This is a genomic window from Pseudomonas sp. PDNC002 (assembly GCF_016919445.1).
Taxonomy (GTDB): domain Bacteria; phylum Pseudomonadota; class Gammaproteobacteria; order Pseudomonadales; family Pseudomonadaceae; genus Pseudomonas.
Genome location: NZ_CP070356.1, coordinates 3,651,469 through 3,677,732 on the forward strand (window position 1 = coordinate 3,651,469; position 26,264 = coordinate 3,677,732).

The 26,264-nt window shown below is 66.1% G+C and carries 24 protein-coding genes; 5 read left to right on the forward strand and 19 right to left on the reverse strand.

Translation table 11 applies throughout. The features are described from left to right. Positions 1-57 precede the first annotated feature (57 nt). From JVX91_RS16815 to JVX91_RS16840, 6 genes are all read right to left on the reverse strand, one after another. Positions 58-372, reverse strand: a complete 315-nt coding sequence (locus JVX91_RS16815; RefSeq protein ID WP_205335332.1) for an AzlD domain-containing protein — start codon at positions 370-372, stop codon at positions 58-60. Then, positions 369-1,067, reverse strand: a complete 699-nt coding sequence (locus tag JVX91_RS16820) for an AzlC family ABC transporter permease (RefSeq protein ID WP_205335333.1) — start codon at positions 1,065-1,067, stop codon at positions 369-371. The genes JVX91_RS16815 and JVX91_RS16820 overlap by 4 nt, the downstream gene beginning before the upstream one ends. Positions 1,068-1,151: 84 nt before the next feature. Further along, entirely contained in the window at positions 1,152-3,539 is a 2,388-nt protein-coding gene (locus JVX91_RS16825; RefSeq protein WP_205335334.1) for a hybrid sensor histidine kinase/response regulator, read from the reverse strand. Positions 3,540-3,549: 10 nt separating this feature from the next. Then, positions 3,550-4,011, reverse strand: coding sequence for a response regulator (locus tag JVX91_RS16830; protein ID WP_205335335.1), 462 nt, complete (start codon positions 4,009-4,011; stop codon positions 3,550-3,552). Positions 4,012-4,027: 16 nt separating this feature from the next. Then, positions 4,028-6,271 carry an ATP-binding protein gene (locus JVX91_RS16835; protein ID WP_205335336.1) on the reverse strand — a complete coding sequence of 748 codons (2,244 nt, stop codon included), beginning with the start codon at positions 6,269-6,271 and terminating at the stop codon, positions 4,028-4,030. A 192-nt stretch (positions 6,272-6,463) separates the two neighbouring features. Then, positions 6,464-7,480, reverse strand: a complete 1,017-nt coding sequence (locus JVX91_RS16840) for a DNA topoisomerase IB (RefSeq protein WP_205335337.1) — start codon at positions 7,478-7,480, stop codon at positions 6,464-6,466. Positions 7,481-7,699: 219 nt separating this feature from the next. Between JVX91_RS16840 and JVX91_RS16845 the strand changes: the two genes are divergently transcribed. After that, on the forward strand, positions 7,700-8,218 hold the full coding sequence (locus JVX91_RS16845; RefSeq protein ID WP_205335338.1) for a DinB family protein: 519 nt from the start codon (positions 7,700-7,702) through the stop codon (positions 8,216-8,218). 44 nt (positions 8,219-8,262) lie between these two features. Here JVX91_RS16845 and JVX91_RS16850 read toward each other — a convergent pair whose 3' ends face one another. Together JVX91_RS16850 and JVX91_RS16855 are read right to left on the reverse strand one after the other, a co-directional pair. Beyond that, a complete protein-coding gene (locus tag JVX91_RS16850) occupies positions 8,263-9,168 on the reverse strand; it encodes a LysR family transcriptional regulator (protein ID WP_205335339.1) in 906 nt (301 codons plus the stop codon). Between the two features lie 166 nt (positions 9,169-9,334). Further along, the gene (locus JVX91_RS16855) at positions 9,335-10,537 is read right to left on the reverse strand and encodes an NAD(P)/FAD-dependent oxidoreductase (RefSeq protein ID WP_205335340.1); all 1,203 of its coding nucleotides are present in this window, start codon (positions 10,535-10,537) and stop codon (positions 9,335-9,337) included. A 333-nt stretch (positions 10,538-10,870) separates the two neighbouring features. On the opposite strand from JVX91_RS16855, the gene JVX91_RS16860 reads away from it, so the two are divergent. Further along, positions 10,871-11,392, forward strand: coding sequence for an Rrf2 family transcriptional regulator (locus JVX91_RS16860; protein ID WP_205335341.1), 522 nt, complete (start codon positions 10,871-10,873; stop codon positions 11,390-11,392). Positions 11,393-11,398: 6 nt separating this feature from the next. Here JVX91_RS16860 and JVX91_RS16865 read toward each other — a convergent pair whose 3' ends face one another. Together JVX91_RS16865 and JVX91_RS16870 are read right to left on the reverse strand one after the other, a co-directional pair. Continuing rightward, a complete protein-coding gene (locus tag JVX91_RS16865; protein WP_205335342.1) occupies positions 11,399-12,022 on the reverse strand; it encodes a cell wall hydrolase in 624 nt (207 codons plus the stop codon). A 329-nt stretch (positions 12,023-12,351) separates the two neighbouring features. Next, positions 12,352-13,158 carry an alpha/beta hydrolase gene (locus JVX91_RS16870; protein ID WP_205335343.1) on the reverse strand — a complete coding sequence of 269 codons (807 nt, stop codon included), beginning with the start codon at positions 13,156-13,158 and terminating at the stop codon, positions 12,352-12,354. 441 nt (positions 13,159-13,599) lie between these two features. On the opposite strand from JVX91_RS16870, the gene JVX91_RS16875 reads away from it, so the two are divergent. Further along, a complete protein-coding gene (locus JVX91_RS16875; RefSeq protein ID WP_205335344.1) occupies positions 13,600-14,304 on the forward strand; it encodes an MgtC/SapB family protein in 705 nt (234 codons plus the stop codon). A gap of 552 nt (positions 14,305-14,856) precedes the next feature. On the opposite strand, the gene JVX91_RS16880 is transcribed toward JVX91_RS16875, so the two are convergent. From JVX91_RS16880 to JVX91_RS16890, 3 genes are all read right to left on the reverse strand, one after another. After that, positions 14,857-15,942 carry an MBL fold metallo-hydrolase gene (locus JVX91_RS16880; RefSeq protein ID WP_205335345.1) on the reverse strand — a complete coding sequence of 362 codons (1,086 nt, stop codon included), beginning with the start codon at positions 15,940-15,942 and terminating at the stop codon, positions 14,857-14,859. A gap of 277 nt (positions 15,943-16,219) precedes the next feature. After that, positions 16,220-17,362 carry a class C beta-lactamase gene (ampC, locus tag JVX91_RS16885; RefSeq protein ID WP_205335346.1) on the reverse strand — a complete coding sequence of 381 codons (1,143 nt, stop codon included), beginning with the start codon at positions 17,360-17,362 and terminating at the stop codon, positions 16,220-16,222. A gap of 96 nt (positions 17,363-17,458) precedes the next feature. Continuing rightward, positions 17,459-17,899 carry a hypothetical protein gene (locus tag JVX91_RS16890; RefSeq protein ID WP_205335347.1) on the reverse strand — a complete coding sequence of 147 codons (441 nt, stop codon included), beginning with the start codon at positions 17,897-17,899 and terminating at the stop codon, positions 17,459-17,461. Positions 17,900-18,105: 206 nt separating this feature from the next. Here JVX91_RS16890 and JVX91_RS16895 point away from each other — a divergent pair, with 206 nt between their 5' ends. Then, complete coding sequence (locus tag JVX91_RS16895; RefSeq protein WP_205335348.1) at positions 18,106-19,149, forward strand: RNA methyltransferase; 1,044 nt, start codon at positions 18,106-18,108, stop codon at positions 19,147-19,149. Here JVX91_RS16895 and JVX91_RS16900 read toward each other — a convergent pair. Both JVX91_RS16900 and JVX91_RS16905 read right to left on the reverse strand, forming a co-directional pair. Further along, positions 19,133-19,675 (reverse strand): phospholipase D family protein, encoded by a 543-nt coding sequence (locus tag JVX91_RS16900; RefSeq protein WP_205335349.1) that lies wholly within the window; start codon positions 19,673-19,675, stop codon positions 19,133-19,135. The genes JVX91_RS16895 and JVX91_RS16900 overlap by 17 nt on opposite strands. 91 nt (positions 19,676-19,766) lie before the next feature. After that, complete coding sequence (locus tag JVX91_RS16905) at positions 19,767-20,177, reverse strand: MAPEG family protein (protein ID WP_205335350.1); 411 nt, start codon at positions 20,175-20,177, stop codon at positions 19,767-19,769. Between the two features lie 282 nt (positions 20,178-20,459). Between JVX91_RS16905 and JVX91_RS16910 the strand changes: the two genes are divergently transcribed. Further along, entirely contained in the window at positions 20,460-21,260 is an 801-nt protein-coding gene (locus JVX91_RS16910) for a helix-turn-helix domain-containing protein (protein WP_240201605.1), read from the forward strand. A 166-nt stretch (positions 21,261-21,426) separates the two neighbouring features. On the opposite strand, the gene JVX91_RS16915 is transcribed toward JVX91_RS16910, so the two are convergent. The 4 genes from JVX91_RS16915 to JVX91_RS16930 form a co-directional block, all read right to left on the reverse strand. Continuing rightward, a complete protein-coding gene (locus JVX91_RS16915; RefSeq protein ID WP_205335352.1) occupies positions 21,427-21,906 on the reverse strand; it encodes a transposase in 480 nt (159 codons plus the stop codon). Between the two features lie 445 nt (positions 21,907-22,351). Further along, on the reverse strand, positions 22,352-23,647 hold the full coding sequence (locus JVX91_RS16920) for an FAD-binding oxidoreductase (protein WP_205335353.1): 1,296 nt from the start codon (positions 23,645-23,647) through the stop codon (positions 22,352-22,354). 14 nt (positions 23,648-23,661) lie between these two features. Continuing rightward, positions 23,662-24,747, reverse strand: a complete 1,086-nt coding sequence (locus JVX91_RS16925) for a polyamine ABC transporter substrate-binding protein (RefSeq protein ID WP_205335354.1) — start codon at positions 24,745-24,747, stop codon at positions 23,662-23,664. A gap of 41 nt (positions 24,748-24,788) precedes the next feature. Continuing rightward, complete coding sequence (locus JVX91_RS16930) at positions 24,789-26,147, reverse strand: glutamine synthetase family protein (protein WP_205335355.1); 1,359 nt, start codon at positions 26,145-26,147, stop codon at positions 24,789-24,791. Positions 26,148-26,264: the final 117 nt, after the last annotated feature.

Below are 26,264 nucleotides of genomic sequence, written 5' to 3' on the forward strand. Positions count from 1 at the left end.
GGCCTCGATCATTCGAAGGCCACGCGGCGCAAGAGGTTCAGACGGATTCCCCAGCGGTCACAGCCACCAGCGCAGCAGGTAGAACGCCCCCATGCTCAGCACCACGCTGAGCAGCACGTTGCGCGTCCACAGCACCAGCGCCACGGCGACGACCGCGCCGAGCAGGTAGGGGTTGTCCAGGCGCAGGTTGAGCTGGTGCTCGGGGAGGAAGACGATCGGCCCGCAGATCGCGGTGAGCATGCCCGGCACCGCGAAGCCGAGGAATTGCCGCACGTTGCTGCTCAGGCGGATCGGCAGGCGCGGTTCGAGGAACACGTAGCGGTTGAAGAACACGATCAGGCCCATGCCGACGATCACTGCCCAGACCATCATGCGCGCACCCCCGCGAGTTTCTGGCAGAGGAAGCCGGCGAACATTCCCGCCAGCCCCGACAGCACCAGCGCCGAGCCGACCTGCCAGTAGCTCAGCAGCACCGAGCAGAAGAGCGAGACGGCGACGCAGACCACGGTGGGCACGTTCTTCACCACCGGTGCGATCAGTGCGACGAAGGTGGCGGCGATGGAGAAGTCCAGGCCCAGGTGTTCCAGTCCTGGAATGCTGCTGCCCACCAGCACGCCGGCGAGGGTGAAGAGGTTCCAGGCGATGTAGAACGTCAGGCCCACGCCCAGCGCGTACCAGCGGTTGAAGGTCTGGCGGTCGTGGCCGCTGGTCAGCGCGAAGAATTCATCGGTGAGCAGGAAGCCCAGCCCCGCGCGCCAGCGCCCCGGCAGGCCGGAGATCAGCGGGCGCATGGTCATCCCGTAGAGCAGGTGCTGGGAGGTCAGCAGCAGGGTGGTGATCATGATCGAGAAGAATCCGGCGCCGCCCTTGAGCATGCCGATCGCGACCAGTTGCGCGGCGCCGGCGAAGACGATGGCGGACAGTCCCTGGCCGTGCAGCGGCGAAAGCCCCGCGTCGATGGCCAGGGAGCCCGCGAGCAGGCCCCAGGGCAGGACCGCCAGGGACAGCGGCATGATGTCGATGGCGCCCTTGAGGAAGGCGCGTGAGGGAAGCGTGGCGTGGGACATGGTGATTCTTTGCAGTCGATCGTGGCCACAGCTTGGCAGAGCGGTGCACCCGCTGGCTTGAACAATCTTGCTGTTCGCCGTCCTTCAGCCCGCGCTGCCCAGCAATTCTTCCAGCGAGCGCGCCAGCTCCTCGTGCTGCACCGGCTTCTGGATCACCAGGCTGCCCGGCAGCTCCAGGCCCTGCAACTCGGCATAGCCGGTGAGGAAGACCACGGGCAGGTACGGGAAGCGCTCGCGGGCGATTTTCGCCATCTGCGCGCCATTCAGCTCGGGCATGGCGAAGTCGGTCAGCAGCAGGTCGACGTCTTCGTCCAGCATTTCCAGCGCCTGCTGCCCGCCGTTGGCCTGGCGAACCCGGTAGCCGTAGAGTCGCAATGCATCGCCGATCAACTCGCGCACCAGGTCGTCATCGTCCACCAGCAGGATGTTGCGGTCGCGGCCGCTGTCCGCCAGCGTGCCGGCGGGTTCCTGGTCGCCGGCGGCGGGTGCCTGCGAGCGTTCCACCGCCGGCAGGTAGACATTCACCTGGGTGCCGCGCCCCGGCTCGCTGTCGATGTGCACGCCGCCACCGGTCTGCTTGACGAAGCCGAACACCTGGGCCAGCCCGAGGCCGGAGCCCTTGCCGATGTCCTTGGTGGTGAAGAAGGGTTCGAAGACCTTGCCGAGCACCTCTTCGTCCATGCCGCAGCCGGTGTCGCGGATCGACAGCACCACGTAGTCGCCGGGCTCGGGGTGTTGCGGGCGGCTGGGCGGATGGCCGATGCGCGTGTTGTGGGTGGACAGGGTGAGCTGGCCGCCGGTGGGCATGGCGTCGCGGGCGTTGATCGCCAGGTTGAGGATGATCATCTCGGTCTGGGTTGGGTCGGTCAGCGCCTGCCAGAGGCCGTCGTTGAGCTCCAGGCGCACGGCGATGTTGCCTCCCAGGGAGCGTTGCAGCAGCTCCTCCAGGCCCGCCAGGGTGTCGTTGAGGTTCAGCGGCACGGGTTCCAGGCGCTGGCGGCGGGAGAACGCGAGCATCTGCGCGGTCAGCTTGGCGCCACGCTCGCCCGCTTCGCGGATGTGCTGGAGGCGCTTGGTGGCTTTCTCCAGATCGCCCTTGGCCAGGTCGCGCTCCAGGAAGGTGGAGCCGCTGAGGATCACCGTCAGCAGGTTGTTGAAGTCGTGGGCCACGCCAGCGGTGAGCTGGCCGACCGCTTCCAGGCGCTGCATCTGTTGCAGCGCCGCCTCGATGCGCTCGCGTTCGGCGATCTGCTCGCGCAGGCGCGCATTGGCCTCGGCCAGGTCCAGGGCCGATTCGCGCTCGCTGGTGATGTCGCGGGCGACCACGTAGAGCAGGGTGTCTTCCGGCACCACCACCCAGGACAGCCAGCGCTGCTTGCCGCTGGAGTGGCGGATGCGGCTATCGAAACGCGCACTGGTGTTGCCGTGGGCGAGCGCGGCCAGCTCGGTGAGAAACAATGCCTGGTCCTGCTCCGGCAGCAGTTGCAGCAGCGACATGCGCGAGAGCATCTGCCGCTTGAAGCCCAGGGCGTGTTCCCAGGCCGGGTTGAGGGCGACGGGGGTGAGATCGCTGTTGAGCACCGCCAGCAGGTCCTGGGACAGGTCCCAGGAGCGGTCGCGTTCGCGGGTGCGGCGCTCGACCCGCTCGCCCAGCATTTCGTTGAGCTGCTCCAGCGCCTGGGTCGCCTTGCGTTGCTGGTGGATGTCCTGCAGCACGCCGGAAAAGCGCACGCAGCGCGTCTCGACGAATTGCGCCTGGCCGCTGCTGAGCAACCAGCGCGGCTCGTGGCCTTCGGGCTGCTCGATACGGAATTCCACACGGTAGCGGCCGTCGCCGGTCGGCTCCATGGCGCGCTCCACCGCCTCCCGCACCTGTTCCAGGTCATCGGGATAGATGCCGCCGTAGAACACGTCCATGTTCATCTGGGTTTCCGGCAGCAGGCCGAATAACGTCTTGCAGCGATCATCCCAGAGCAGCTCGCCGTCCTGCGGGCGATAGTCCCAGGTGCCCATGCCGGCGGCATCGATGGCGATGCGCGCGCGTGCCTCGACGTCGGCGAGGGCTTCCTCGGCGCGGCGCCGGCGCTGGCGCTCGCGCACTTCGGTCAGGGCGCGGCCCACCGCCTTGGGCAGCAGCGAGAGGTTTTTCTTCAGCACGTAGTCGGTGGCGCCGAGGCGGATCATCTCCACCGCGTGCTCCTCGCCATAGATGCCGGAGAGGAAGATGAAAGGCGTATCCGGCGCCAGGCGCTGGGCGATGGCCAGGACGTGGGTGCCGGACGAGCCGGGGAGTACGCAGTCGCAGAGAATCAGCTCGAACGCGTGCTCGCGCAGGGCGTGCTCGACGCCGATATGATCGAAGACCTGATGGGCGTCGATCCGCATCCCGCTGCGCTCCAGGCGTAGCAGGGTCAGCTCGGCATCCATGGCGCTGTCTTCGACGATCAGCAGTTTCAGCGGAACTTCGGGCATCACCGCTCCGTCAGGGGTTGCGTCTACGATTCAGACGTAACGAACCCGGCGGAGGTTCATTGAGAACGGCCCAGAACACGCCCAGGTCGGAGATCGCCGTGACGAACTCCTTGAACTCCACCGGCTTGACCACGTACGCGTTGACGCCCAGTTCGTAGGCGGCCTGGAGGTCGGGCTCCTCCCGCGAGGAGGTCAGCATCACGGTCGGAATGCTGCGCAGCTCCGGGGTATCGCGGACCACCTTGAGGACTTCCAGGCCATCCACCTTGGGCAGCTTGAGGTCCAGCAGCAGGACCGCCGGGTTGCCATCGTCACGCTCGGCATAGACATTGCGCCGCAGCAGATAGTCCAGCGCGTCGGCGCCATCGCGCATCACGATGACTTCGTTGGCCAACTGGCTGCGCTCCAGAGCGACGAGCGTCAACTCCAGGTCCCTCGGATTGTCTTCGACCAGCAGGATGGGTTTGAGCATGGTGCGTGTGCTTCCGTCATTGGGTCAGGGGGTGGCGGGGAAGGGCGAAGTGGAAGGTAGCGCCCTGGTCGATGCGGCCTTCGGCCCAGACCCGTCCGTCGTGGCGCTCGATGATGCGGCGGACGCTGGCCAGGCCGATGCCGGTACCTTCGAATTCCTCCATGCGGTGCAGGCGCTGGAAGACACCGAACAGTTTGTTGGCGTAGGCCATGTCGAAGCCCACGCCGTTGTCACGGATGTACACCTCGATCTCGCCGGGCGTCTGGCGCGCGCCGATCTCGATGCGCGCCGGATCGCGGCCGCGGGTGTACTTGATGGCATTGGCGATCAGGTTGCGCAGCGCCAGGTTGATGAACGCGGGGTCGCCGATGACCTTGGGCAATGTCTCGACGTCCCAGACGATGGCGCGCCCGGCGTAGTCCGGCTGCATCTCGACGCGAATGGTTTCGACCAGGGCGTTGAGGTCGACATCCGACAGGCGCAACGCCGAGCGACCCATTTGCGAGAAACTCAGCAGGTTGTCCACCAGCGTGCCGGCGAAGCGCGCGGCATCCTCGATGTGCTGCAGGAAGCGCCGGCCGCGCTCGGTCAGCGCCTCGCCCTCGATCTCGCCGAGCAGCTCCGCGTAACCGGCGATGTGCCGCAACGGCGCGCGCAGGTCGTGGGAGACGCTGTAGGAGAACGCCTCCAGCTCCTTGTTCGAGCGTCGCAGGTCGCCGGCCATCTGCGCCAGTTCCTCGGCCTTGCGCAGCACGATGCCGAGCACGGCGGTGCGCAGCTCCACTACGCCGTCGATGACCAGCGGCTCCCAGGGGGCGGAGAAGCCGCGCACTTCCTCCTGCCAGCGCTCGAAGCTGTGCCGGGGGTTGAGATTGCCCAGCGGGCCGATTTCCTTCTCCGGGCGGCCGGCCCAGTTCACCGTGCGGGCCTGCTCGGGGCGGAACCACACAAGGTAGTGCGAGTGAATCTGCGAGATGGCGACGGCCAGCACACCGGCGGAATGTTCCGCCAGCTCGGGCAGCTCCTCGATATCGCGGCGCACGTTGTCGGTGTGGAACACCACCTGGTCGTCGTGTTGCGCCAACCAGTGCACCAGCGCGTTGACCCGCGCCGCCGGCGGGGTGACACCGATCAGGTCGCAGCGCTCGGCGGAAATGATCGCCGCTCCCGTCGCCCCGGCGAAATCGAGCATGACCTGTGGCAGCGCCAGCAGCCCGTCACTGACGCTGTCGTGGTCGGCCATGGCCGACAGCATCTGCACGATGCGCTGCCGCAGGTCGAGCAGATGCCGGGTGCTGGCGTGGGATTCGCGCGATTCGATCTGCAGCGACAGCACGCTGGCCAGCAGTTCGCAGGCGGTGCGCGTCTGGAAGCCCACGGCGCGCGGCTCGCGGTGATGGCAGGAGATCAGCCCCCACAGCCGGCCATCCACGACGATGGACAGGGACATGGAGGCGAGGGTGCCCATGTTGCGCATGTACTGCAGGTGCACCGGGGAGACGCTCCGCAGGGCCGCGAAGCTCATGTCCAGCGGGCGGCCGGTGCGCGGGTTGTGCGCCGGCACCAGGGGCGAGGGCTGGTACTTCGCGTCCTCGATCACGCGGATGCGATTGACCCGGTACAGCTCGCGGGCCTGGCGCGGGATATCCGACGCCGGGAAACACAGGCCGAGGTAGCGCGGATAGCCCGGATCGGCTGACTCGGCGATGACCAGGCCGTTGCCTTCGGCGTCGAAGCGGTAGGCCTTGACCCGGCCGAAGCCGATGATCCGCTTGATTTCCTCCACGGACCGCTGCAGCAGTTCCTCGATGCTGGCGGCGGTGTGCAGGCCGCTGACGAAGGTGCGGACCAGCGGGTAGAAGTCGACGCCGGGGGCGCTGTCACGGCTGGGTTCGAATTCGACTATCAGCACCTGGTCATGGCGATGCACCATGACCGTGGCGCGCTCGCCGGTGGTAGGCCCCAGGCGCAGGCTCAGGTCGCCGATGTGGAAGGGGAAGATCTCGCTGTCGGGCAGGCGCGCGAGCTGGGCGCGCAGGTCGAAGTCCCCGGCGACCATCGCGGCGAAGTCGCGGCCGAGCAGCTCGCGGGCGGGCAGGCCGAGCCAGCGCTCGGCATTTTCGCTGGCCTGGAGAATGCGCAAATCGGACTCATCCAGTACCAGCAGGAATCCCTGGGGCTGGATGCTGCCCGGTACCTGGATCGGCTCCTGGGCACAGCGTTCGATGGCTTGTTCGAGAACGGTCTCGGCGGCGGGCAAGGTAAGGCACTCCGTTTGGGACCGACTACGCGAGCCGGAGTTCTAGGTGCAGGAATTTTCCATCTGCACAGTATGAAAGGCCCTCAGTGTGGCCGTCTTGAGCGTTTTTCGCACTGCTGGCCGAGGGCCATTTGTCCATTTTTCCGTAGCCGCCGGAGCGCTCTGGCCGACTGGCTTGCAGGAGGGGCGCGCTCATTCCGTGGAGAGAAAGGCCAGCAGGGTGGCCTCCTCCGCGCTGAGCCCCTTGCGCTTGCGCGCCTTGCGCAGGTTGACCAGTTCGCCAGCCAGGAAGGCCTCGATGATGCGCGGGTGGATGTAGCACTTTCGGCAGATCGCCGGGGTGTTGCCCAACTCGTCGGCGACCTGCTGGATGATCTCCTTGAGCTGGCGGTTGGCGCTCTTCTCGTCCTCCCAGCGGGCCTTGCGGCAGTACTCCAGCGCCAGGGTGCTGCCGGCCCAGGTGCGGTAGTCCTTGGCGGTGAACTCTTCGCCCGCGTGCTCGCGCAGGTAGGCGTTGATATCGCGGGAATCGATCATGTGGCGCTGTCGCTGCTCGTCCAGGTACTGGAACAGTTGCTGGCCGGGCAGCTCCAGGCAGCGCCTGAGAATGCGCGCCAGGCGTGGGTGCTGGATATCCACGCTGTGCTTCACGCCGCTCTTGCCGCGGAAGGCGAAGCGGATGCGCGTGCCTTGCACATCGACATGGCGCGCGCCGAGGGTGGTCAGGCCGAAGGAGCGGTTCTCCCGCCGGTAGCGCTGGTTGCCGATGCGGATCAGCGTGCAGTCGAGCAGCTCGACCACCGTGGCCATCACCTTGTCCGCGCCCAGGCCCGGCAGCGCCAGGTGCTGCTCGATCTGCGCGCGCAGCGCGGGCAGGCTGGCGCCGAAGCGCAGCAGGCGTCCGTACTTGGCGGTGTCGCGTACTTCGGTCCAGCGCGGGTGGTAGCGATACTGCTTGCGCCCGCGCACGTCGCGCCCGGTGGCCTGCAGGTGGCCGAACGGATCGAGACAGATCCACACGTCGATGTACGCCGGTGGAATCGCCAGGCGATTGATGCGTTCTATCTCGGCCTCCACGCGGATACGTTCGCCGCCCGGATCGAAATAGGCGAAGCGCCCGCGCAACCGGCGCCGGCTGATGCCCGGCAGGTTGTCGTCGACATAATGAAGATCGGGTGGCAGGTCCAGCAGCTCCGGCGGTGTGCTCATCTTCAGCTCCTTTCGGCCCTCCCAGAAATGGATCACCGAAGGGCCGTTTGAGTGCCGAATATTTTTCCTCCGGGTGTCGCCGCGCCGGGCCAGCCACGCCGTGCGTCCGGCGTCGTGGATCAACTGCAAGGCATGGTCTATATCCATCTGGCCCGCGAAAAAACAGCCCGGAGAAGTACCCAGGGGCGCACATCGACTGCCTGACGGGAGGACTTCCAGATGATCAACGCTGCCACGGCGAACCTGTTCGCCCAGTACAAGCGCTGGGCCGATCACGCCTTTCTCGAAGGGCTGGCCGGCCTGCCGGCGGGCGAGCTCAGCCGTGAACGCGCGGGGCCGATGAAGACCATGATCGCCACGCTCAACCATGTCTATGTGGTGGACCGCATCTGGCGGGCGCACCTGGAAGGGCGCGAGCACGGCTTCCAGTCGCGCCAGGAGATCCCGTTCCCCAGCTTCGAGGAGCTCCGCCTCGCCCAGGAGGAGAGCGACGACTGGTATGTCGCCTGGGCCGCCATGCAGACCGACGCCTCGCTGAATCGCTCGGTGGACTTCAGGTTCGTGTCCGGCATGCAAGGCAGCATGACCGCCGGTGCCATGCTCATGCACGTGGTCAACCACGGCAGCTACCACCGTGGCTGGCTGGTGCAGATGTGCTTCGAGATTCCCGCGATGCCGGCGATGACCGACCTCTCCATCTACCTCACCGAAGTCGCGCCGCACGCCTGTGCGTGCTAGGGCGCGGTCCGGGCGGAAAACCTCTCCACCGGGAGTCCGGCGTCCTACTCTTCGGCCATGTGCTCGACGATCTTGCTGCGCAACCAGCGCTCGGCCGGATCATTGTCTGTCACCTCGCCCCAGACCATGCACAGCGGCGAGGTCTCGATGGGGAAGGGTGGATCGTCGGCGCGCAGGCTGGTGCCCTCGATCAGCGTTGCCGCCGCGTAGTCCGGCACCGAGGCCAGCAGGTCGGTCCCGGCGAGCATCGAGCGCAAACCGCTGAACTGTGGCACCGCCAGCACCACGCGGCGGCAGCGGCCTATCTTGGCCAGGTCGTTGTCGATGTTGCCGCTCAGATCGCCGGAGAACGACACCAGCGCATGAGGCCGTTCGCAGAAGTCGTCGAGCGTCAGCGCGCCGGGACGGTCATCGCCGCGCAGCACCTTGACCCGCATCTCGCGCAGCTTGCGGCGCTTGGCATTGGCTGGCAGCTCGGCGGTGTAGCTGACGCCGACGGAGATTTCTCCGGAGGCCAGCATCGCCGACATCAACAGGAAGTTGACCCGCCGCACCACCAGGGTCACGTCCGGCGATTCCTCGCGCAGTTGCCGCAGCAGCGGTGGGAACAGGCCGAACTCGGCATCATCGGAAAGGCCGATACGAAAGGTGTCGCGGTTGGTCGCCGGGTCGAAGTCCCGGGCGCGGCTGACGGCGCTGGAAATGGTGTCCATCGCCGGTTGCAGTTCCTTGAGAATCGCCATGGCGCGCAGCGTCGGCTCGTAGCCGCGACCGTTGCGCACCAGCAGCGGGTCGTCGAACAGGTCGCGCAGGCGCGCCAGGGCGGCGCTCACCGCGGGCTGGCCGAGGAAGAGTTTCTCGGCGGCGCGGGTGAGGTTTCGTTCGAACATCAGGGTTTCGAAGATCACCAGCAGGTTCATGTCGACGCGGCGCAGATCGTTACGGTTCATCGGCGTCCCTCGTGGGTTCCTGTTCTTGTCGGCCCAAGCAGTTAAGCAGCGGATCGAGGGGCCGGGCGGAGAAATTGCCGAGCGGAACGGCGGTGACGCGCGCCCCATGGCCTGCCACGAAAAAGCCCCGGAGGGCTGGCGCCGACCGGGGCTTCATGGCGTCGCGTCAGGCGACGACCGGGATCAGCGGATCGGCCGCGGCCAGTGCGGTAGCGCGGTCCGCCGCCGGCGGGTAGATCCAGACGGTGTTGATCTCGGTCTTGATCTTCTTGCCTTCCTCGCGCTGGAAGCGGATCTGGCGGTCCCAGCCTTCGGTGAACAGCGCGCCCCAGGCGCCCAGGTCCAGGCAGGTCACGTACTTCTCCTGGCTGTAGGGGATTGGCGCTACGCCCAGCAGGTCGGCGGCGGCGTTGTTGCCGGCCGAGCGGCCGAGGGCGATGGCGTGCTGGCAGGTCATCAGCGCGTAGTTGCCGGCATCGTCGACAGCGGCGTAGGCCACGTCGCCGGTGGCGAACACCGCGTCCTGGCCGATCACCTGGAGGTTGTGGTCCACGTGCAGGCGGCCCTGGCGATCACGTTCGCCGGCAACCTGTTCGGTCAGCGAGCTGGCGCGCACGCCGGCGGTCCAGATAACGGTCTTCGCTTCGATTCGCTCGCCGCTGGAGAGGATCACGCCGTTCTCGTCGATGGATTCCACCGACGCCTTCAGGCGCCATTCCACGCCCAGTTCGGCAGAGGCTTCGGCCACCACGGACTGCGAGGTCTCCCCAAGCGCGCCGCCGATCTCGCTGCCGCGGTCGACCACGATCACCCGCACCTTGGCGCCCGCACCCAGCACTTCACGCAGGCGCGCCGGCATTTCGGTGGCGGTCTCGATGCCGGTGAAGCCGCCGCCGGCAACGATCACGGTGTGGCGCGCTGCGGATTCCGGCAGTTGGTGCAGCGAACGGATATGGCTTTCCAGGCGCACGGCCTGGTCGATGTCGTCGACATCGAAGGCGTGATCGATACCCGGCAGGGCGGGGCGGGCGACCTTGCTGCCGCTGGCGAGGATCAGGCGGTCGAAGCCGAGGGTGGCGATTTCGCCGTTGGCGTCGCGGTAGTCCAGGCTGCGGCCGTCAACGTCGATCTGTTCGGCAACGCCCTGGATGAAGGTTACGCCCACGGCGGCGAACAGATCGCCAAGCGGCGCCGCCATCTGGTGCACGTTCGGCTCGTAGAAGCGCGGGCGGATGCGCAGCTCGGCCTGGGGCGCGAGGACCGCGACTTCGATGTCGCCACGGTTGTGCTGGTCGAGCAGACGCGTGGCGCTCAGGGCGCTCCACATACCCGCGAAACCGGTGCCGACGATCAGGATGCGTTGTTTCATGGTGTCTCCGACGAAAAGGGTGATTCGAGTGGTGGCGGTTTGAGTTGGGCCCGAGTGGCTGATAGCGGAGCGATTCGCTTCCCGGCTTGCCTCGGATAACTACGACTATATTTGTCGTAGTTATGTGGCGCAACTCATTTCTCTCGAAAACTCCGACCGTTCGTCACGGATTGCCCCCGCAGATTCTCGCCACTTCTGTTTATGCCTGTAGGTCTTTATGGGGGCGGAAGGTCGGGCTGGGCGCGTGACAGCTCGTCAGATGGCGTGGTTAAGTGCTTGCCGAACGACCCGCGTGGTCAGAAAATAATGCGACTAAGTTAGTCGGAGTTTGTGATGGCTTTATACAGCGCAGGGGTCGAGTACGGCATCCACTGCCTGCTCTACCTGACCGATGAGAAGGGTGATCCCCGTGACTCCAGCGTACGCGCGCTGGCCGAACTGCAAGGTGTGCCCCAGGAGCTGCTGGCCAAGGTCTTCACCAAGCTGGCCAAGGCCGGCCTGGTGGCGGCCACCGAAGGTGTGCGCGGCGGTTTCCGCCTGGCGCGGCCGGCGGACGAGATCAGCGTGCTGGACATCGTGAAGGCTATCGACGGCGACAAGCCGATCTTCGAGTGCCGCGACATCCGTGGTCGCTGCGCCGTCTTCGAAGGCTCGCCGCCGGAGTGGGCGACCTGCGGTACCTGCGCCATCCATGCGGTGATGCTCACCGCGCAGAAGCGCATGGAAGAAGCCCTTGCCCAGCACACCGTGCTCGACCTGGTGCGTCGCGTCGGACGCAAGGCGCCGGCCGAGTTCGGCGAAAAGGTCATGCGCTGGATGGACGCCCAGCGCGACGGCTCCAGCGCCCCGAACTGACGGCGGTCAGCGCGCGTCGCCGCCGCGCGGCTTGTAGAAGACGAACTCGTCGGTTTCCGCCGTGCGGATGTACTCCTTCGCCCAACTCGGCGAGACGTGGCGGTCATGGAAATACATGGCGCCGCGCGTGCGGTCGGCGAGCTGCTTGTTCAGTGCCTTGCGCGCGATTTCCTTGGCGATGTCGTAGCGATTCTTTTCTTCCACCTGGTCGGAGCGGCCGTCGCACCACCAGGAGAACTGGCAGTGCTTCTGCTCCTGGCCCTGCTTGACCACACCGCACACGGTGTCGGGGAAACCGCCATGCCCCATGCGGTTGAGCACCACGTTGGCCACCGCTTCCATGTCGGCCCGGCCGCCACCCTTGGCTTCCCAGTAGATGGTCCGCGACAGGCAGGTGATGGCGTCGTCCAGCGGCGCCTTGCCGACCGGGTCGAGAGCCTTCACTTCGGACTGCGTGATCGGCGCCGCCGTGGTGACCGCCGTGGCGGGATGGGCGACCTGCTGTTCCAGGACTTCGCCCTTGGTCACGGCGGCCTGGGCTTTCTCGTCGGTGGACGTGCCAACTGGATCGGCGATGGAAGGAGATGCCCACAGAGTGAGCAGCAGAAGGGAGAGAATGAGGCGGCACATAGCGAACCTACCTGCGCAGCGATGAAACCCGGCTGTCGGCGTTTACCCGTGAGGGGCGACAGCACCCTTGAGGCCGCCTCGAAGCGAAGCGACTGCGCCTGGTGGATGTGACTGTGCCGCGCAAGGTTTGATTCAACTTTCGTTTTCCGCACGATTCCCTGCAGGCGGCGGATCGCGTGGCCTGCCCGTTTCCCGCGGGTCGGATTCCTGCGTAAAAAAGTGGGCCATGCCACGTAGAGCCGTGCGGTGGCATACTTCCTGAGCCGACGCCATGAGCTGCCGATCCGGGCAGGCTCCTACGACCGACTGCTCGTCCGGGAGCGGAAGCTCTAAACCGCTGGAGTCAGGGCGAAGCGCCCCAGGAAGTTCTCCACTTCCTCCAGCACCCGTGCCTGCTGCTGACGGTGGGGAACGTGCCCGCAGTCAGCCAGCAGCCTGAGCACCGTCGGGACGCCAGGCACCGAGGTCAGGCGCTCCGGATGTGCCGCCGAGCCGTATTCATCCTGTTCGCCATGCAGGCTGAGGATCGGACAGCGGACCTGGGCCAGTTCGGCGTCGAGGTTCCAGTCGCTGAAATCCTCCGAAAGCCAGGTATCGACCCACGCGCGCAGGACCCAGAAGGCCTTGTCGCCGTGGTATTTCGCCAGGCGTTCCAACTGACCGTCGCCGGCGAACTCCTGCTCGGCGGCGCGGATGCCATCGCGGGTGCGGTGTTCGACGAAGGCCTGGGCCGATTCGGTGATCAGCGCGGCACAGGCCTGCGGGTGCTGCGCCGCACAGGCCACGGCCATGGCGCCGCCGACGCTATGGCCGAACACCACGCAGCGCTCCAGGCCGAAGTGCCGTTGCAGCAGCGGGAAGTTCTCGCGCGCCTCGTCGTCGATGAAGTCCAGGGGCAGGGCGCCGGGATAGCGCTCGGAGCAGCCGAAACCCAGGCGGTCGTAGGCGATGACCTGACGGCCGGTGCTGGCCGCGAGGCGCTCTGGAAAGTCCCGCCACAGCGCCACGCAACCCAGGGAGTCGTGCAGCAGCAGGATGGCGTCGCCCTGTGGCTCGGCGGGCATCCAGTGCTGGGCGAAGAGCGTGCCCTTCGGGGTGGCGATCCAGTGTTCGCGGGCGGTGACGGCGGGCGGCATGGGTATCTCCGGTGCAGGTCTTTCGGGGCGGGCGTGCTGGTCGGCGGTCCATGGTATGACCGCGCGCTGGCGAAGGCCATGCGCTTGTTTCGTAAGGAAACCTTAAGGCTGCGCGGAGATCATGACGACTGGCGGCCGGAGCTGTCCCGCGCAGTGCTCACAGTGGGTCCGGCCGTCTTTTTTTGAATCTCATAGGAGTCCTGCCTTGGACACTTGCCCTGGTCGATTGCGACAGGTCTGAACAGCGAACCGTCCGGCAGAGCCCTGCCGCTGTCTCGCTGCGTTGCGGACAGTGGCGATACGCATCCCGCCACGGGATGACGCCTCCCCATTCCCCTCCGGGGCCTTCCAGGCCCTTCGTTCCATCGCGATCCATCACCCGAATGCGCGCCGGCAACGCTCGGCGCATGGACCGGCCGCGCGCCGGAAACGAGGTGGAACATGGATTGGAAAATCTTCCTGCTGCGGGTCGCCGCGGCTCTCATCCTGGGCGCCCTGATCGGCGCCGAACGCCAGCTGCGCCAACGCCTGACCGGGCTGCGCACCAATGCCCTGGTCAGCACCGGCGCCTGCCTGTTCGTGCTGATGACCCAGGCCATGCCTGGACTCTCGGCGGACGCCCCGCGCATCGCCGCCTATGTCGTGTCCGGCATCGGCTTCCTCGGTGGTGGTGTGATCATGCGCGATGGCCTGAACGTGCGCGGCCTGAACACCGCCGCCACGCTCTGGTGCACGGCCGCCATCGGCGTGCTGTGCAGCATGGGGCTGTTGCTGGAGGCCGCGCTGGGCAGCGTGGTGGTGCTTTGCGCCAATATCCTGCTGCGCGATATCGCCCAGCGCCTGAATCATCAGGACGTGCTGCCGGCCAACGAGGCGGAGCAGCGCTATGGCGTCGCCATCATCTGTCGCGCCGAGGACGAGATCCAGGTGCGCAGCCTGATGCTGCACAGCCTGGACAGCAGTGAACTGCGCCTGCAATCGCTGCACAGTGAGGACCAGGCCAACCCGGCGAAACTGGAAGTGCGCGCCGAGCTGCTCGGCGGCCATGGCGCCGCCAGTCAGCTGGAACGCATGGTCAGCCGCATCAGCCTGGAGAAGGGCGTCAGCTCGGTGCGCTGGCAGCTGTTCGAACTGGCCAGTGATTGAACCGGACTGCTTTTCGTAGGAGCGAGCTGTGCCGTGCGGTGACAGAGCGTAGGAGCTCGGTGAGTCCGGTTCTGGGATTTCCCTCTCCCTAGCCCTCTCCCTGAAGGGAGAGGGGACTCGTTCGGTGCAGGTTGAAACCTTGGCGTCAGCCGGCACGGATAGCTCCCTCTCCCTGAAGGGAGAGGGGACTCGTTCGGTGCAGGTTGAAACCTTGGCGTCAGCCGGCACGGATAGCTCCCTCTCCCTGAAGGGAGAGGGGACTCGTTCGGTGCAGGTTGAAACCTTGGCGTCAGCCGGCACGGATAGCTCCCTTTCCCTGAAGGGAGAGGGGACCGTGCGGTGCAGGCTGAAACCGCTGTGTCAGCCGGTGCGGATAGCTCCCTCTCCCTGAAGGGAGAGGGGACTCGTTCGGTGCAGGCTGAAACCGCCGTGTCAGCCGGTACGGATAGCTCCCTCTCCCTTCAGGGAGAGGGCGGGGGGAGAGGGGGCAGTACAGAGTTATCCCTGTAGGAGCGGACTCCGTCCGCGATTGGCTTCAGGCCATGGCGGACTTCAGCCCTCCCGCGCGGTGCGGCAACCACAACGCGGTGCCGGCGCGCGGGCTTCCTCGGCCACCACGCCGCGCCACCAGCGCTCGCCCTGGTGCGGCGCCTCGATGTCGATGCGTTCGCCCATCATCGGCGTGGTCACGCTCAGCCCGCGCTCGCCGGCGATCTCCAGTACGCGCTCGAAGGGTTCGTACCAGGCGTGCATGGCCAGGTCGAAGGTGCCGTTGTGGATCGGCAGCAGCCAGCGTCCGTTGAGGTCCTGGTGGGCCTGCACGGTCTGCTGCGGGTGCATGTGCACGTACGGCCAGTGCTCGTTGTAGGCGCCGGTTTCCATCAGTGTCAGGTCGAACCCGCCGAAGCGCCGGCCGATCTCGGCGAAGCCGTCGAAATAGCCGGTGTCGCCGCTGAAGAAGACGCGCAGCTTGTCGTCCTCGATCACCCAGGAACACCACAGCGTGCGGTTGCCGTCGCGCACGCCGCGGCCGGAGAAGTGTTGCGCCGGGGTGGCGGTCAGGCACAGGCCGTCCACCGTGGTGCTTTGCCACCAGTCCAGCTGGCGGATCTTGTCCGCCGGCACGCCCCAGTCGAGCAGACGGTCACCGACACCCAACGGCGTGAGGAAGACGTCCGCGCGCTCGGCCAGCACGGCGATGGTCGCGCGGTCGAGGTGGTCGTAATGGTCGTGGGAGAGGATCACGCCGCGAATCGGCGGCAGGTCCTGCAGGGCAATCGGCGGCGCGTGGAAGCGCTTGGGCCCGGCGAAGCTGAAAGGCGAGGCGCGCTCGGAGAATACCGGGTCGGTCAGCCACCAGCCGCCGCGCAGCTTGAGCAGCAGGGTGGAGTGGCCGAGGCGGTACAGGCTGCGGTCAGGGGCGGCGTCCAGCTCGGCTCGGGTGAGCGTGCGCACCGGCACTGGAGCGCGTGGCACGGTGTTCTTCGGTTTGTTGAAGATCACGTCCCACAGCACCCGCGCGCTGGGTTCGGGCATGTCGACCGGGCGCGGCGTGAGGTTGTGGAAACGGCCCCCGCGCGATTGCGGGGAGTGGTCGTAGTCGCCGATGGGCGCGCGTTGCAGTGGGTGGCGGGGCAAGGCACTGATCCTCTGGTGGCGGAATCTGTCAGGACAACACGCTACAGGCTCCGCCGCCAGGGATCATTACCGCCATTTTGATTCAGAACATCACCGGCATCGATACAAGCCGCGCGCCTCGGGGGAGCCCTGTAGGAGCGAGCTTGCTCGCGAGCCCCTTTACGGCGGAGCCGCCGGGGAGACATCGCGGACGCAGTCCGCTCCTACGCAAAAGCACGTGCCGGAGTTTGCCTGCAGGAGCGCCCCATGGGCGCGATCACTGGCATGGCCCAGCGCATCAATCCAGCTTCGAGAGAATGTCCCAGGCCAGCTTCACCCGCACTTCGTTGGGGTAGTTGCGGTTGGCGAGGATGACGATGCCGCGCTGCTTCGACGGAACGAAGGCCACGTAGGTGCCGAAGCCTCCGGTGGAGCCGGTCTTGTTCACCCAGACGTCCTGCTGCGGCGGCAGCGGCTTGCGCAGCGCGGTGGTCGGCTGGCTTTCCAGCGCCATCTGGCTGCCGTTGTATTGCTGCAGCTCGGCCAGTTTCGGCGGGTAGGCGTACTGCTCCCAGATCAGGTCCTGGGTCATCGGGCCGACCTGGTAGTAGCCGGTGCGCGTGGCGTCGACTGCCGCCTGCAGCTTGGGCCCGGGCTTGATCTCACCGAGCTGCACCTGGACGAAGCGCAGCAGGTCACGGCTGCTGGATTTCACTCCGTATGCCTCGTCGGCGATCTGGTCGGGATTCACCCGTACCGGTGCATCGTTCTTGTCATAGCCCTGGGCGTACACGCCCTGGCGCGTCACGGGCACATCGATGTGGGTATTGCTCAGGCCCAGCGGGGCGAAGACGTTGCGTTGCATCGCGGTCTTGAACGGCACGTCGAGGGCGCGCGCGGTGACAATGCCGAGCAGCGCGATACTCGGGTTGGCATAGCTGCGCTGGGTGCCGGCGGGGTATTGCGGCTGCCAGGACTTGTAGTAATCGGTGAGCTGCGCGGGCGTCTTCACGTCCTCCGGCAGCTGCAGCGGGAAGCCGCCGGCAGTGTGAGTGGCGAGCTGGATCAGCGTCACCTTGTCCAGGGCGCTGCCGCGCAGCTCCTTCAGGTAGACGGTCGGGCTCTGTTCCAGCTTGAGCTTGCCGCTGGCCTGGGCGAAACCGGCGAGGGTGGCGGTGAAGGTCTTGCTCACCGAGCCGATCTCGAACAGCGTGTCGCTGCTCACCGGCTGCTTGCTCTGCTTCGACGCCACGCCGAAATTGTAGAAGCGCTGCTCGCCATGGTCGGTGATGCCGATGGCCAGGCCGGCGATGTTCTGTTCACGCATGAGCTGCTGGGCCAGCTTGTTCACGCGGGCATCGAAGTCAGGCGGGGCGGCGAGGGCGAGGTTGGCGAATGCCAGTGTGGCGAGGCTGAGCGTGAGGGGAGCGGTCCGGCGCATGACGACGTCCTGTTACGGTGTAAAAGGACTGAACCTAGCATCACCGACGCCGTTGCTCCAGCGGTAGGCGGGGCACTGCGCCCCGCCCGGCGTCCATCAACGAATGCTGTTGATGCTGCCTTTGTTGCCCGTGACCTTGACGTCCACCTTCTTGAAGATGAAGTAGTCCTGGACGTTGACTTCATAGCGTGGTGCGACGATCAGGTCGGAACCGGAGCTTTTCACCGCCTTGTATGCGGCGGCGGCCTTGACCGAGGAAACCGGGTCGAAGGCAGCCAGGCTCATGCCCGAGCCGCTCTCGGCGCCGTAGGTCACGCCGTCGGCGTACTGGCTGTCGCCACCGAACTTGATGAAACCGAACAGGATGTTGACCTGGGACTGGCCACTGATCGGGCCGCCAACGGCGACGTCGGCTTTCAGGTCGGTCTTGACGGCACCTGCGATCGGGGCGATCGGCTGGCTGACGTTGTAGCTGGTGCAGCCGGTGGCGAGGGCGGCGACCGAGACGAGTGCGGCGGCGCTCAGGAACTTCTTCATGCTTACTCCTTGTATGCAAATGCCCCTTTTTGCATTGGATTGGGGGCGGCGGCACTGTAGGGCCCCGATGAACGGTTGCTGAATAAGACGAATCTCAAAGCCCGGTGCGCCTGGATGCCGCAGGGAGGCGCCTATCTCGGGCCTTTCAGCGCCATCGACCGGCAGCCCTACGCCGCGCCCGCGCCGGGTGGTAGGATGCGCGCCCCATGCGAATCTCCGACCTCGACCAACGCCTCGCCGACCTTGGCGCGCTGCCCATGCACCGTGGCCGGATGCTGCGCGCCTGGCTGCAGGGCAAGGCGCTGGACGCCGGTACCAAGCGCCAGGCCACCGAGGATTTCCTGCCGCTGGGCGTGCGCAACGGCGTGGCGCAGATCGCCGCCGAGCTGGACGCCCTGGCGACCGTTCAGTCCCGCCATCCCGGTGGGGACAACTCCGAGCGCCTGCTGGTGCGTCTGGCCGACGGGCAGATGGTGGAAAGCGTGCTGCTGCCACGTGGCGGCGTCTGCGTGTCCACCCAGGTCGGTTGCGCGGTGGGCTGCCGCTTCTGCATGACCGGCAAGAGCGGCCTGCTGCGCCAGCTCTCCACCACCGAGATCGTCGCCCAGCTGGTGCTGGCCCGCCGAGTGCGGCCGGTGAAGAAAGTGGTGTTCATGGGCATGGGCGAGCCGGCGCATAACCTCGACAACGTGCTGGAAGCCATCGACCGCCTCGGCACCGACGGCGGCATCGGCCACAAGAACCTGGTGTTCTCCACGGTGGGCGATCCGCGCGTGTTCGAGCGCCTGCCACAGCAACGGATCAAGCCGGCGCTGGCGCTCTCGCTGCACACCACCGATGCCGCCTTGCGCGAGCACCTGTTGCCGCGCGCGCCGAAGCTCACACCGGAGGAACTGGTGGAGCAGGGCGAGGCCTATGCCCGCGCCACGGACTATCCGATCCAGTACCAATGGACGCTGCTCAAGGGCATCAACGACAGCCAGGAAGAACTCGACGGCATCCTGCGCCTGCTCAAGGGCAAGTTCGGCGTGCTCAACCTGATCCCCTTCAATGCCCTGGAAGGCGACCAGTACCAGCGCCCGGACAGCGATCGCATCGTCGAGATGGTCCGCTACCTGCACAGCCGTGGCGTGCTGACCAAGGTGCGCAACAGCGCCGGGCAGGACGTGGACGGCGGCTGTGGCCAGTTGCGCGCGCGGGCGACCGATCTGATCGCCACGACCCGCCGGCGGATCATTCCGGCCGGTTAGCGTGCTCGCGGGTCGGATAGGGCTCGCCGTTATCCCAGCGCGATTGCCAGTGCGCCAGGTATTGGCGGGCGACTTCCGGCGCATCGCGAAGCACCAGCACATTCTCGGAATTGACGGTCTCGGCCGACACGGCGAAGTTGAACGACCCGGTTTCCACCGTGTTGCCATCGACGATGAAGGTCTTGTCGTGGTGCAGGTGATAACGGTCGTTGGTGCGCAACTCGACGCCATGGCGGGTGACCAGATCCATCGCGGCGCGGCTGGTTGCGCCGAGGTTGCGCTGCTTGTCGACCACGACCTGTACCCGCACGCCGCGTCTGCTGGCATCGACCAGCGCCTGGGCGATGTCCGGCGCCTGGAAGGCGTAGGCGAGCATCTGGATGCTGTGCTTCGCGCTGCCTAGGGTCTGCAGTACCAGCACCCGCGCCGAGCCCTCCGGGGAAAAGCCCACCTGCACCTGAGGGGCGCCCTGGGAAAGCGCGGGGATGACGAGGAGCAGCAGCAGGAGGCGGCGGAAAGGGTGCATGATTCTGGCTCGGCTGAACGTTGCTTCACCGGGCAATCCTACCTGCTCGTAGTGTCGACCTGCTGATCGCACATCAATGTTCCGTGTGCTGTCAGGTGCCGGGCAGCCCAGCAAGGGCCTGGACGACGACCACCCACAAACCGAGCACGGCGAGAAAGTTGATGGTGAACACCAGTCCGCGCAGCCGTATGTTGCTCGTGAGTATCTGCACCGCGCTGTGTGCCATGCGGCCAGCGATGAACAGCCAGGCGAGCCAGGTCGCTGCGGCAAGGTTCACCGGGTGCTGGATCAGCAGCAGGCAGGCGACGTAGAAGAACAGCGGCCATTCGAATTGATTGGACAGGTTGGCACTGATGCGCGGCTCCACGCCGGCCCAGGGGTTGCTGCCGTCCGCCCGCTGGCCGATGCCCCAGATCTTCGGCGCGCGGGCGACAGTCAGCAGCACATAGAGGAATGCGGCCCACGCCACCTGGGCGGCCATGGGCAGGATGAGCGGGTGCATGGCGGGTGATCCTTCACTCGGGAAACTGGCGGGAGGGAGCCAACTATAGGCGGGCGAAGCGGGTGGCGTCCAAGCCTGTACCGAGGCGACGGGCGTAGTGGCCGGACATGGCTCCAGGGCCGATGGCCGCTGCGTTTGACTTGCACGGGGCTTGCCCCGGTTGGTAGCCTTCCCCATCTGAAAAAACCAGCAGGGCTGGGTATGGCGATCCGGGTTGTCGAAGCACAAGAAGTAGATCAGCAGCGAATAGCCATTCCTGGTTGGGAGCAGCAGTACACGCAGATGTCCGCCGGGCGATTCTCCGGGCGCATCCTGCATGCCGAAGTGGAGGGGATCGAGCTCTACGAGGAGCAGATGAACCTGCGCGTGGAGCAGGAATTCCACGCCCCTCCCGGTGCGCTGGTGTTCAGCTTCGACATGTCCGACAACGCGCTCTACCTGCTCGACGGGGAAACCCGCAACGCCTGGGTGACTCCGGAGAACTACCGCGAGGTGGCGGTGGTGATCAAGGAATCCGCGCACTGGGGCCAGCCGGCGGATGCCTTCGCCGACCTGGTGCTGACGCCGCTGCGCTCAGGCCACTGCCAGTCGGTGGCGACCTCGCTGAGCAACCTGCTCACCGGCGCCTCGACCGGCGATGACCCGATGGATGCGCCGGGTGTGGCGCAGAGCATCGTCTCCAACTGCTTCTCGCTGCTGTGCGAGGCGCCCCTGGATGGCGAGCGCCGCGCGCGCTCCATCGTCCAGGCCAAGCGCGTGGTGCAGCGGGTCAAGGAAGTGGTGAACGACTGCCCCGACGAGCAGTTCTGCATGGCCGATCTCGCCGCCAAGGCGGGCGTTTCGCCGCGCACGCTGCAGCAGTCGTTCCTGCATTACGCCGGCATCCCGCCTATCGTCTGGTTGCGCAACCGTCGCCTGAACGCCGCGCGCCGCGACCTGCTGGCTGCCGCCGACTCCGGCATGACCGTGGCCGAGGTGGCGATGAAGTGGTCGTTCTGGCACCTGGGGCGATTCTCCCAGTCCTATTTCGCGCTGTTCGGCGAGTACCCGAAGACCACCGCCAAGTCTGGTGGCCGGGCCTAGGCGACGGGGTTTTTTCGCAGGAACGGACGGCGTTCGTGATGAGTCTGGTGCAAGGCTGATCGCGGATGAGATCCGCTCCTACAAGAGCGGCTTGTGGTGAGGGCCGCTCCTACGAGGGCTGGGGGCTGGGTGTTTGGCTGTAGGAGCGGACCTTGTCCGCGAAGTCTCACAGCCAGACTGCGTTCCAGAAGGGATACTCCCTCAGCGTCGATACCAATCGAGCACGCAACGGATTGGCTACCACGTATCGCGCCACCGCGAGCAGGTCTTCCTCGTGCCGCAATGCACGATCATGGAACGCGGGCGCCCATACGGCTCCCTGCCACCCGCCGGCGCGGCGGACTTCCCGTGCGCTGACAGCCTTCATTCGTCCTATGGACTTAGCCAGGTCTTCATCTTCGCCCAGCTGGAGCAACCAATGGACATGATCCGGCATGAGTACCCAGGCGAACAGGGTATTCCGGCCCAGCACGGTGGGGCGGGTGAATGCCGATGCAGCCGCGCAGGCGGCGTCGAAGTCGGTGAAAATCGAGGTTCTCTGGAGGGTGGTCGCGGTGATCAGATACACCCCGCCGGGAACCGACACGCGCCCTTTGCGCAGAGCATGGTGGCCGGGAGGTGCGGAGAGGAATGCAGGGTGGGGCATAGCCGGACATCCTTGAGTGGGATGAGCGGATTTCGCGGACAAGGTCCGCTCCTACGGAAGCAGACGTCTCCTTGCGTTGCATGGGCGCGTTCGGATGTCGGGGCGGAAAAGCTCCGCGGATGGGGTAGTTCAGGTCGGCGCGGGTGTGAAGTGGGTCGCGGATAAGATCCGCTCCTACAAGGGCGGTTTGCGGTGTGTCTGGTGGGGCGGTGTTTTGGGGGGATCGCGGATAAGATCCGCTCCTACAAGAGCAGCTTGCTGGGGGGTTGGCTGTAGGAGCGGACCTTGTCCGCGAAATCCCCCCGCCAGCTGCGTCCCACAAGGGATACTCCCTCGCTGGCTGACGGTCGATGGCAATGCTTCCCGCCGTGCGCCCATCCAAAAAAAAGCCCCCGATAGGGGGCTTTCTGCAGTCAACAATTCAACCGATCAACCGATCAACCGATCAACCCAGCAACTCGCGCACCCGATACCACGCCATGCCCAGCGCCAACAGCGGCGAGCGCAGCAGCTTGCCGCCAGGGAAGGTCAGGTGAGGCACCGCGCTGAACAGGTCCAGCCCCTTGCTTTCGCCCTGATGGATGGCTTCCGCCAGCAGCTTGGCCGACCAGTGCGTGACGTTCAGCCCGTGGCCGGAATAGCCCTGGGCGAAGTAAACGTTCGGATGCGACTTCAACCGGCCCACCTGCGGGAAGCGATTGGCGGTAATGCCGATCATGCCGCCCCACTGGTAGTCGAGCTTCACCCGTTCCAGCTGCGGGAACACCTTGAGCACCTTCGGCCGCATATAGGCGCCGATGTCCGCCGGGTCGCGCCCGGAGTAGTGGCAGGCGCCGCCGAACAGCAGGCGACGGTCGGCGGTCAGGCGGTAATAGTCCAACCCCACTTTCTGGTCGCACAGCGCCATGTTTTGCGGGATCAGCTGTGCCGCCAGTTCCTCGGACAGCGGCTCGGTCGCCACCACGTAGCTGCCGGCGGGTAGCACCTTGCCGGTCAGCTTGGGTTCCAGCTCTTCCAGATGCGCATTGCAGCCGAGCACCAGGGTGTTGGCCAGCACGCGGCCCTGGGCGCAATGGACGATGGCCGTGGTGCCATGCTCGATGCGCAGCACCGGGCTCTGCTCGAATATCTGCGCGCCGAAGGACTTGGCCGCGCGGGCCTCGCCCTTCACCAGGTCGAGCGGGTGCAGGTGGCCCGAGCCCATGTCGATGTGCCCGCCCGCGTAGCAGTCGCTGGCGACCACTTCGCGCATGCGCTCCGGCGGTACCAGCCGGGTCTCGTGCGGGTAGTCCGAAGTGCTCAGCGACTCCTGCTCGCGGACCATCGCGGCATACTGCGCCGGGGTATTGGCCAGCTCGCAGAAGCCCCAGCGCAGGTCGCACTCGATATCCAGCTCGCGGATGCGCTCGGCGACCAGGGCCACCGAATCGACACCCGCCTGCTCCAGATAGCGAACCCCATCCTCGCCGACATACTTGGCGAAGCCGCTGACGTCGTGGCCGATGCCACGGATCAGCTGCCCGCCATTGCGCCCGCTGGCGCCCCAGCCGATGCGCCGGGCTTCCAGCAGCACCACGGAGTGGCCACGCTGGGCCAGCTCCAGGGCTGCGTTCACGCCGGTGAAGCCGCCGCCGATCACGCAGACGTCCGCCCGCACATCCCCGGTGAGGGAAGGGTATTGCTGACGGTCGCGGGCGGTCGCGGCGTAATAGGACGCGGCGTGCTCCTCGGTGTGCTTCATGGGACTTTCTCGTTTCATTGGTTGAACTTGATCTTGCTCCAGCTGCGGGTCATCAGGCGCATGATCTTGGGCGGCGGCGCCTTGGCGATGTACAGCTTGTCGAGCACGGCCTGGCTCGGGTAGACCTCGGGGTTGTTCTGCATCTCCTCGGGCAGCAGGGTCTTGGCGTCAGCGTTGGCGCTGGGGTAGCCGACGTACTCGCTGACGCCGGCGATCACCTTCGGATCGAGCATGTAGTTGATGAACGCCAGCGCCTGCTCCGGATGGCCCGCATCCGACGGGATCGCCATCAGGTCGAACCACAGGTTCGCGCCTTCCTTGGGAATGGTGTAGGCGATCTCGATGCCGTTCTTGGCTTCCTTGGCTCGGGCGGCGGCCTGGAACACGTCGCCGGAGTAGCCGAAGGCCACGCAGATGTTGCCGTTGGCCAGGTCCGAGATGTACTTCGAGGAGTGGAAGTAGGTGACGTACGGACGCACCGCCACCAGCTTCGCCTCGGCCTTGGGATAGTCCTCAGGATTGGTGCTGTTCGGGTCCAGGCCCAGGTAGTTGAGCACCGAGGGGATCATCTCGTCGGGCGAGTCCATGAAGGCCACGCCGCACGCGCTGAGCTTCTTGATGTTCTCCGGCTCGAACAGCACCGACCACGAATCGATCTTGTCGACGCCCAGCACCTGCTTGACCTTGGCGACGTTGTAGCCGATGCCGTTGGTGCCCCACAGGTAGGGCACCGAGTGCTTGTTGCCCGGGTCGTTCTGCTCCAGCAGCTTGAGCAGCGTCGGGTCCAGGTGCTTCCAGTTCGGCAGCTGGCTGCGGTCGAGTTCGAGGAACACGCCGGCCTGCACCTGGCGGGTCAGGAAGTGGTTGGACGGCACCACCACGTCGTAGCCCGTACGGCCCGCCAGCAGCTTGCCTTCCAGGGTCTCGTTGGAGTCGAAGACGTCGTAGACCGGCTTGATCCCGGTGGTCTTCTGGAAGCCGGCGAGGGTGTCCGGGGCGATGTAGTCGGTCCAGTTGTAGATGCTGACCGTCGGTTCAGCGTGCACGGCCGAGGCCATCATGGCCAGGGCGAAGGGCGCAAGGGTGCGCAGCAGTCTCATGGGGACTCCCGAATTGTTGTTGTGAAGTCAGTTGAGAGGAATCAGACGCTCAGCAGGAGGAACTCACGCTCCCAGGAGCTGATCACCCGCTTGAAGTTCTCGTGCTCGGTGCGCTTCACCGCCACGTAGCCCTGCACGAATTTCTCGCCGAGGAATTCCTTGAGCACGTCGCAGTCTTCCATCTGCTGCAGCGCGTCCTCGATGGTGATCGGCAGGCGCAGGTTGCGGCGCTCGTAGGCACGACCCTGGACAGCAGCGCTGGGGTTGATCTGTTCGATCATGCCCAGGTAACCGCAGAGCAGGCTGGCGGCCAGCGCCAGGTACGGGTTGGCGTCGGCGCCCGGCAGGCGGTTCTCCACGCGCATGGCGATCGGCGGGGCGGCGGGGACGCGCAGGCCCACGGTGCGGTTCTCTTCGCCCCACTCGACGTTCACCGGCGCGGAAGTGTCCGGCAGGAAGCGGCGGAAGGAGTTCACGTTGGGGGCGAACATCGGCAGCACTTTCGGGATGTACTTCTGCAGGCCTCCAATGTAGTGCAGGAACAGCTGGCTCATGGAGCCGTCGTCGGCGGCGAAGATGTTCTTGCCGGTGGCGATGTCCAGCACGCTCTGGTGAATGTGCATGGCGCTGCCGGGCTCGTCGGTGATCGGCTTGGCCATGAAGGTGGCGCTGACGTCATGCTTGAGCGCGGCTTCGCGCATGGTGCGCTTGAACACGATGATCTGGTCGGCCAGGCTCAGCGCGTCGCCGTGACGGAAGTTGATTTCCATCTGCGCCGGACCGTCCTCGTGGATCAGCGTGTCGAGGTCCAGACCCTGCAGTTCGCACCAGTCGTAGACGTCCTCGAACAGCGGGTCGAATTCGTTGGCGGCGTCGATGGAGAAGCTCTGGCGGCCGCTTTCCGGGCGGCCCGAGCGGCCCACGGGGGCTTCCAGCGGGAAGTCCGGGTCGCTGCTGCGCTTGGTCAGGTAGAACTCCATCTCCGGCGCCACCACCGGGCTCCAGCCCTTGTCGGCGTAGAGCTTGAGCACGCGCTTCAGGACGTTGCGCGGGGACAGTTCGATGGGATTGCCGACCTTGTCGAAGGTGTCGTGGATGACCATCGCGGTCGGCTCCAGCGCCCAGGGCACCAGGAAGATGGCGTCCGGGTCGGGGCGGCAGACCATGTCGATGTCCGCTTCGTCGAGCAGGTCGTAATAGACGTCGTCATCGACGAAATCGCCGGTGACCGTCTGCAGCAACACACTTTCGGGGAGTCGCATGCCCCCCTCGCCGAGGAACTTGTTGGTGGGGGAAATCTTGCCGCGGGCGATGCCGGTGAGATCGCTCACCACGCATTCGACTTCGGTGATTTTCTGTTGCTTCAGCCGTTGCTCCAACTGCTCGGCGGGGGTGGTCATACAAGCCTCGGAAGGTTTCTTAATTTTATAAGGGGATGCGCACGCAGCATGGTGCTGCCAGGCGAGGCTAGTGTCGGCTGGAGGGGCGAGTGCGTTCTATCCACTTTCCGCACGTGT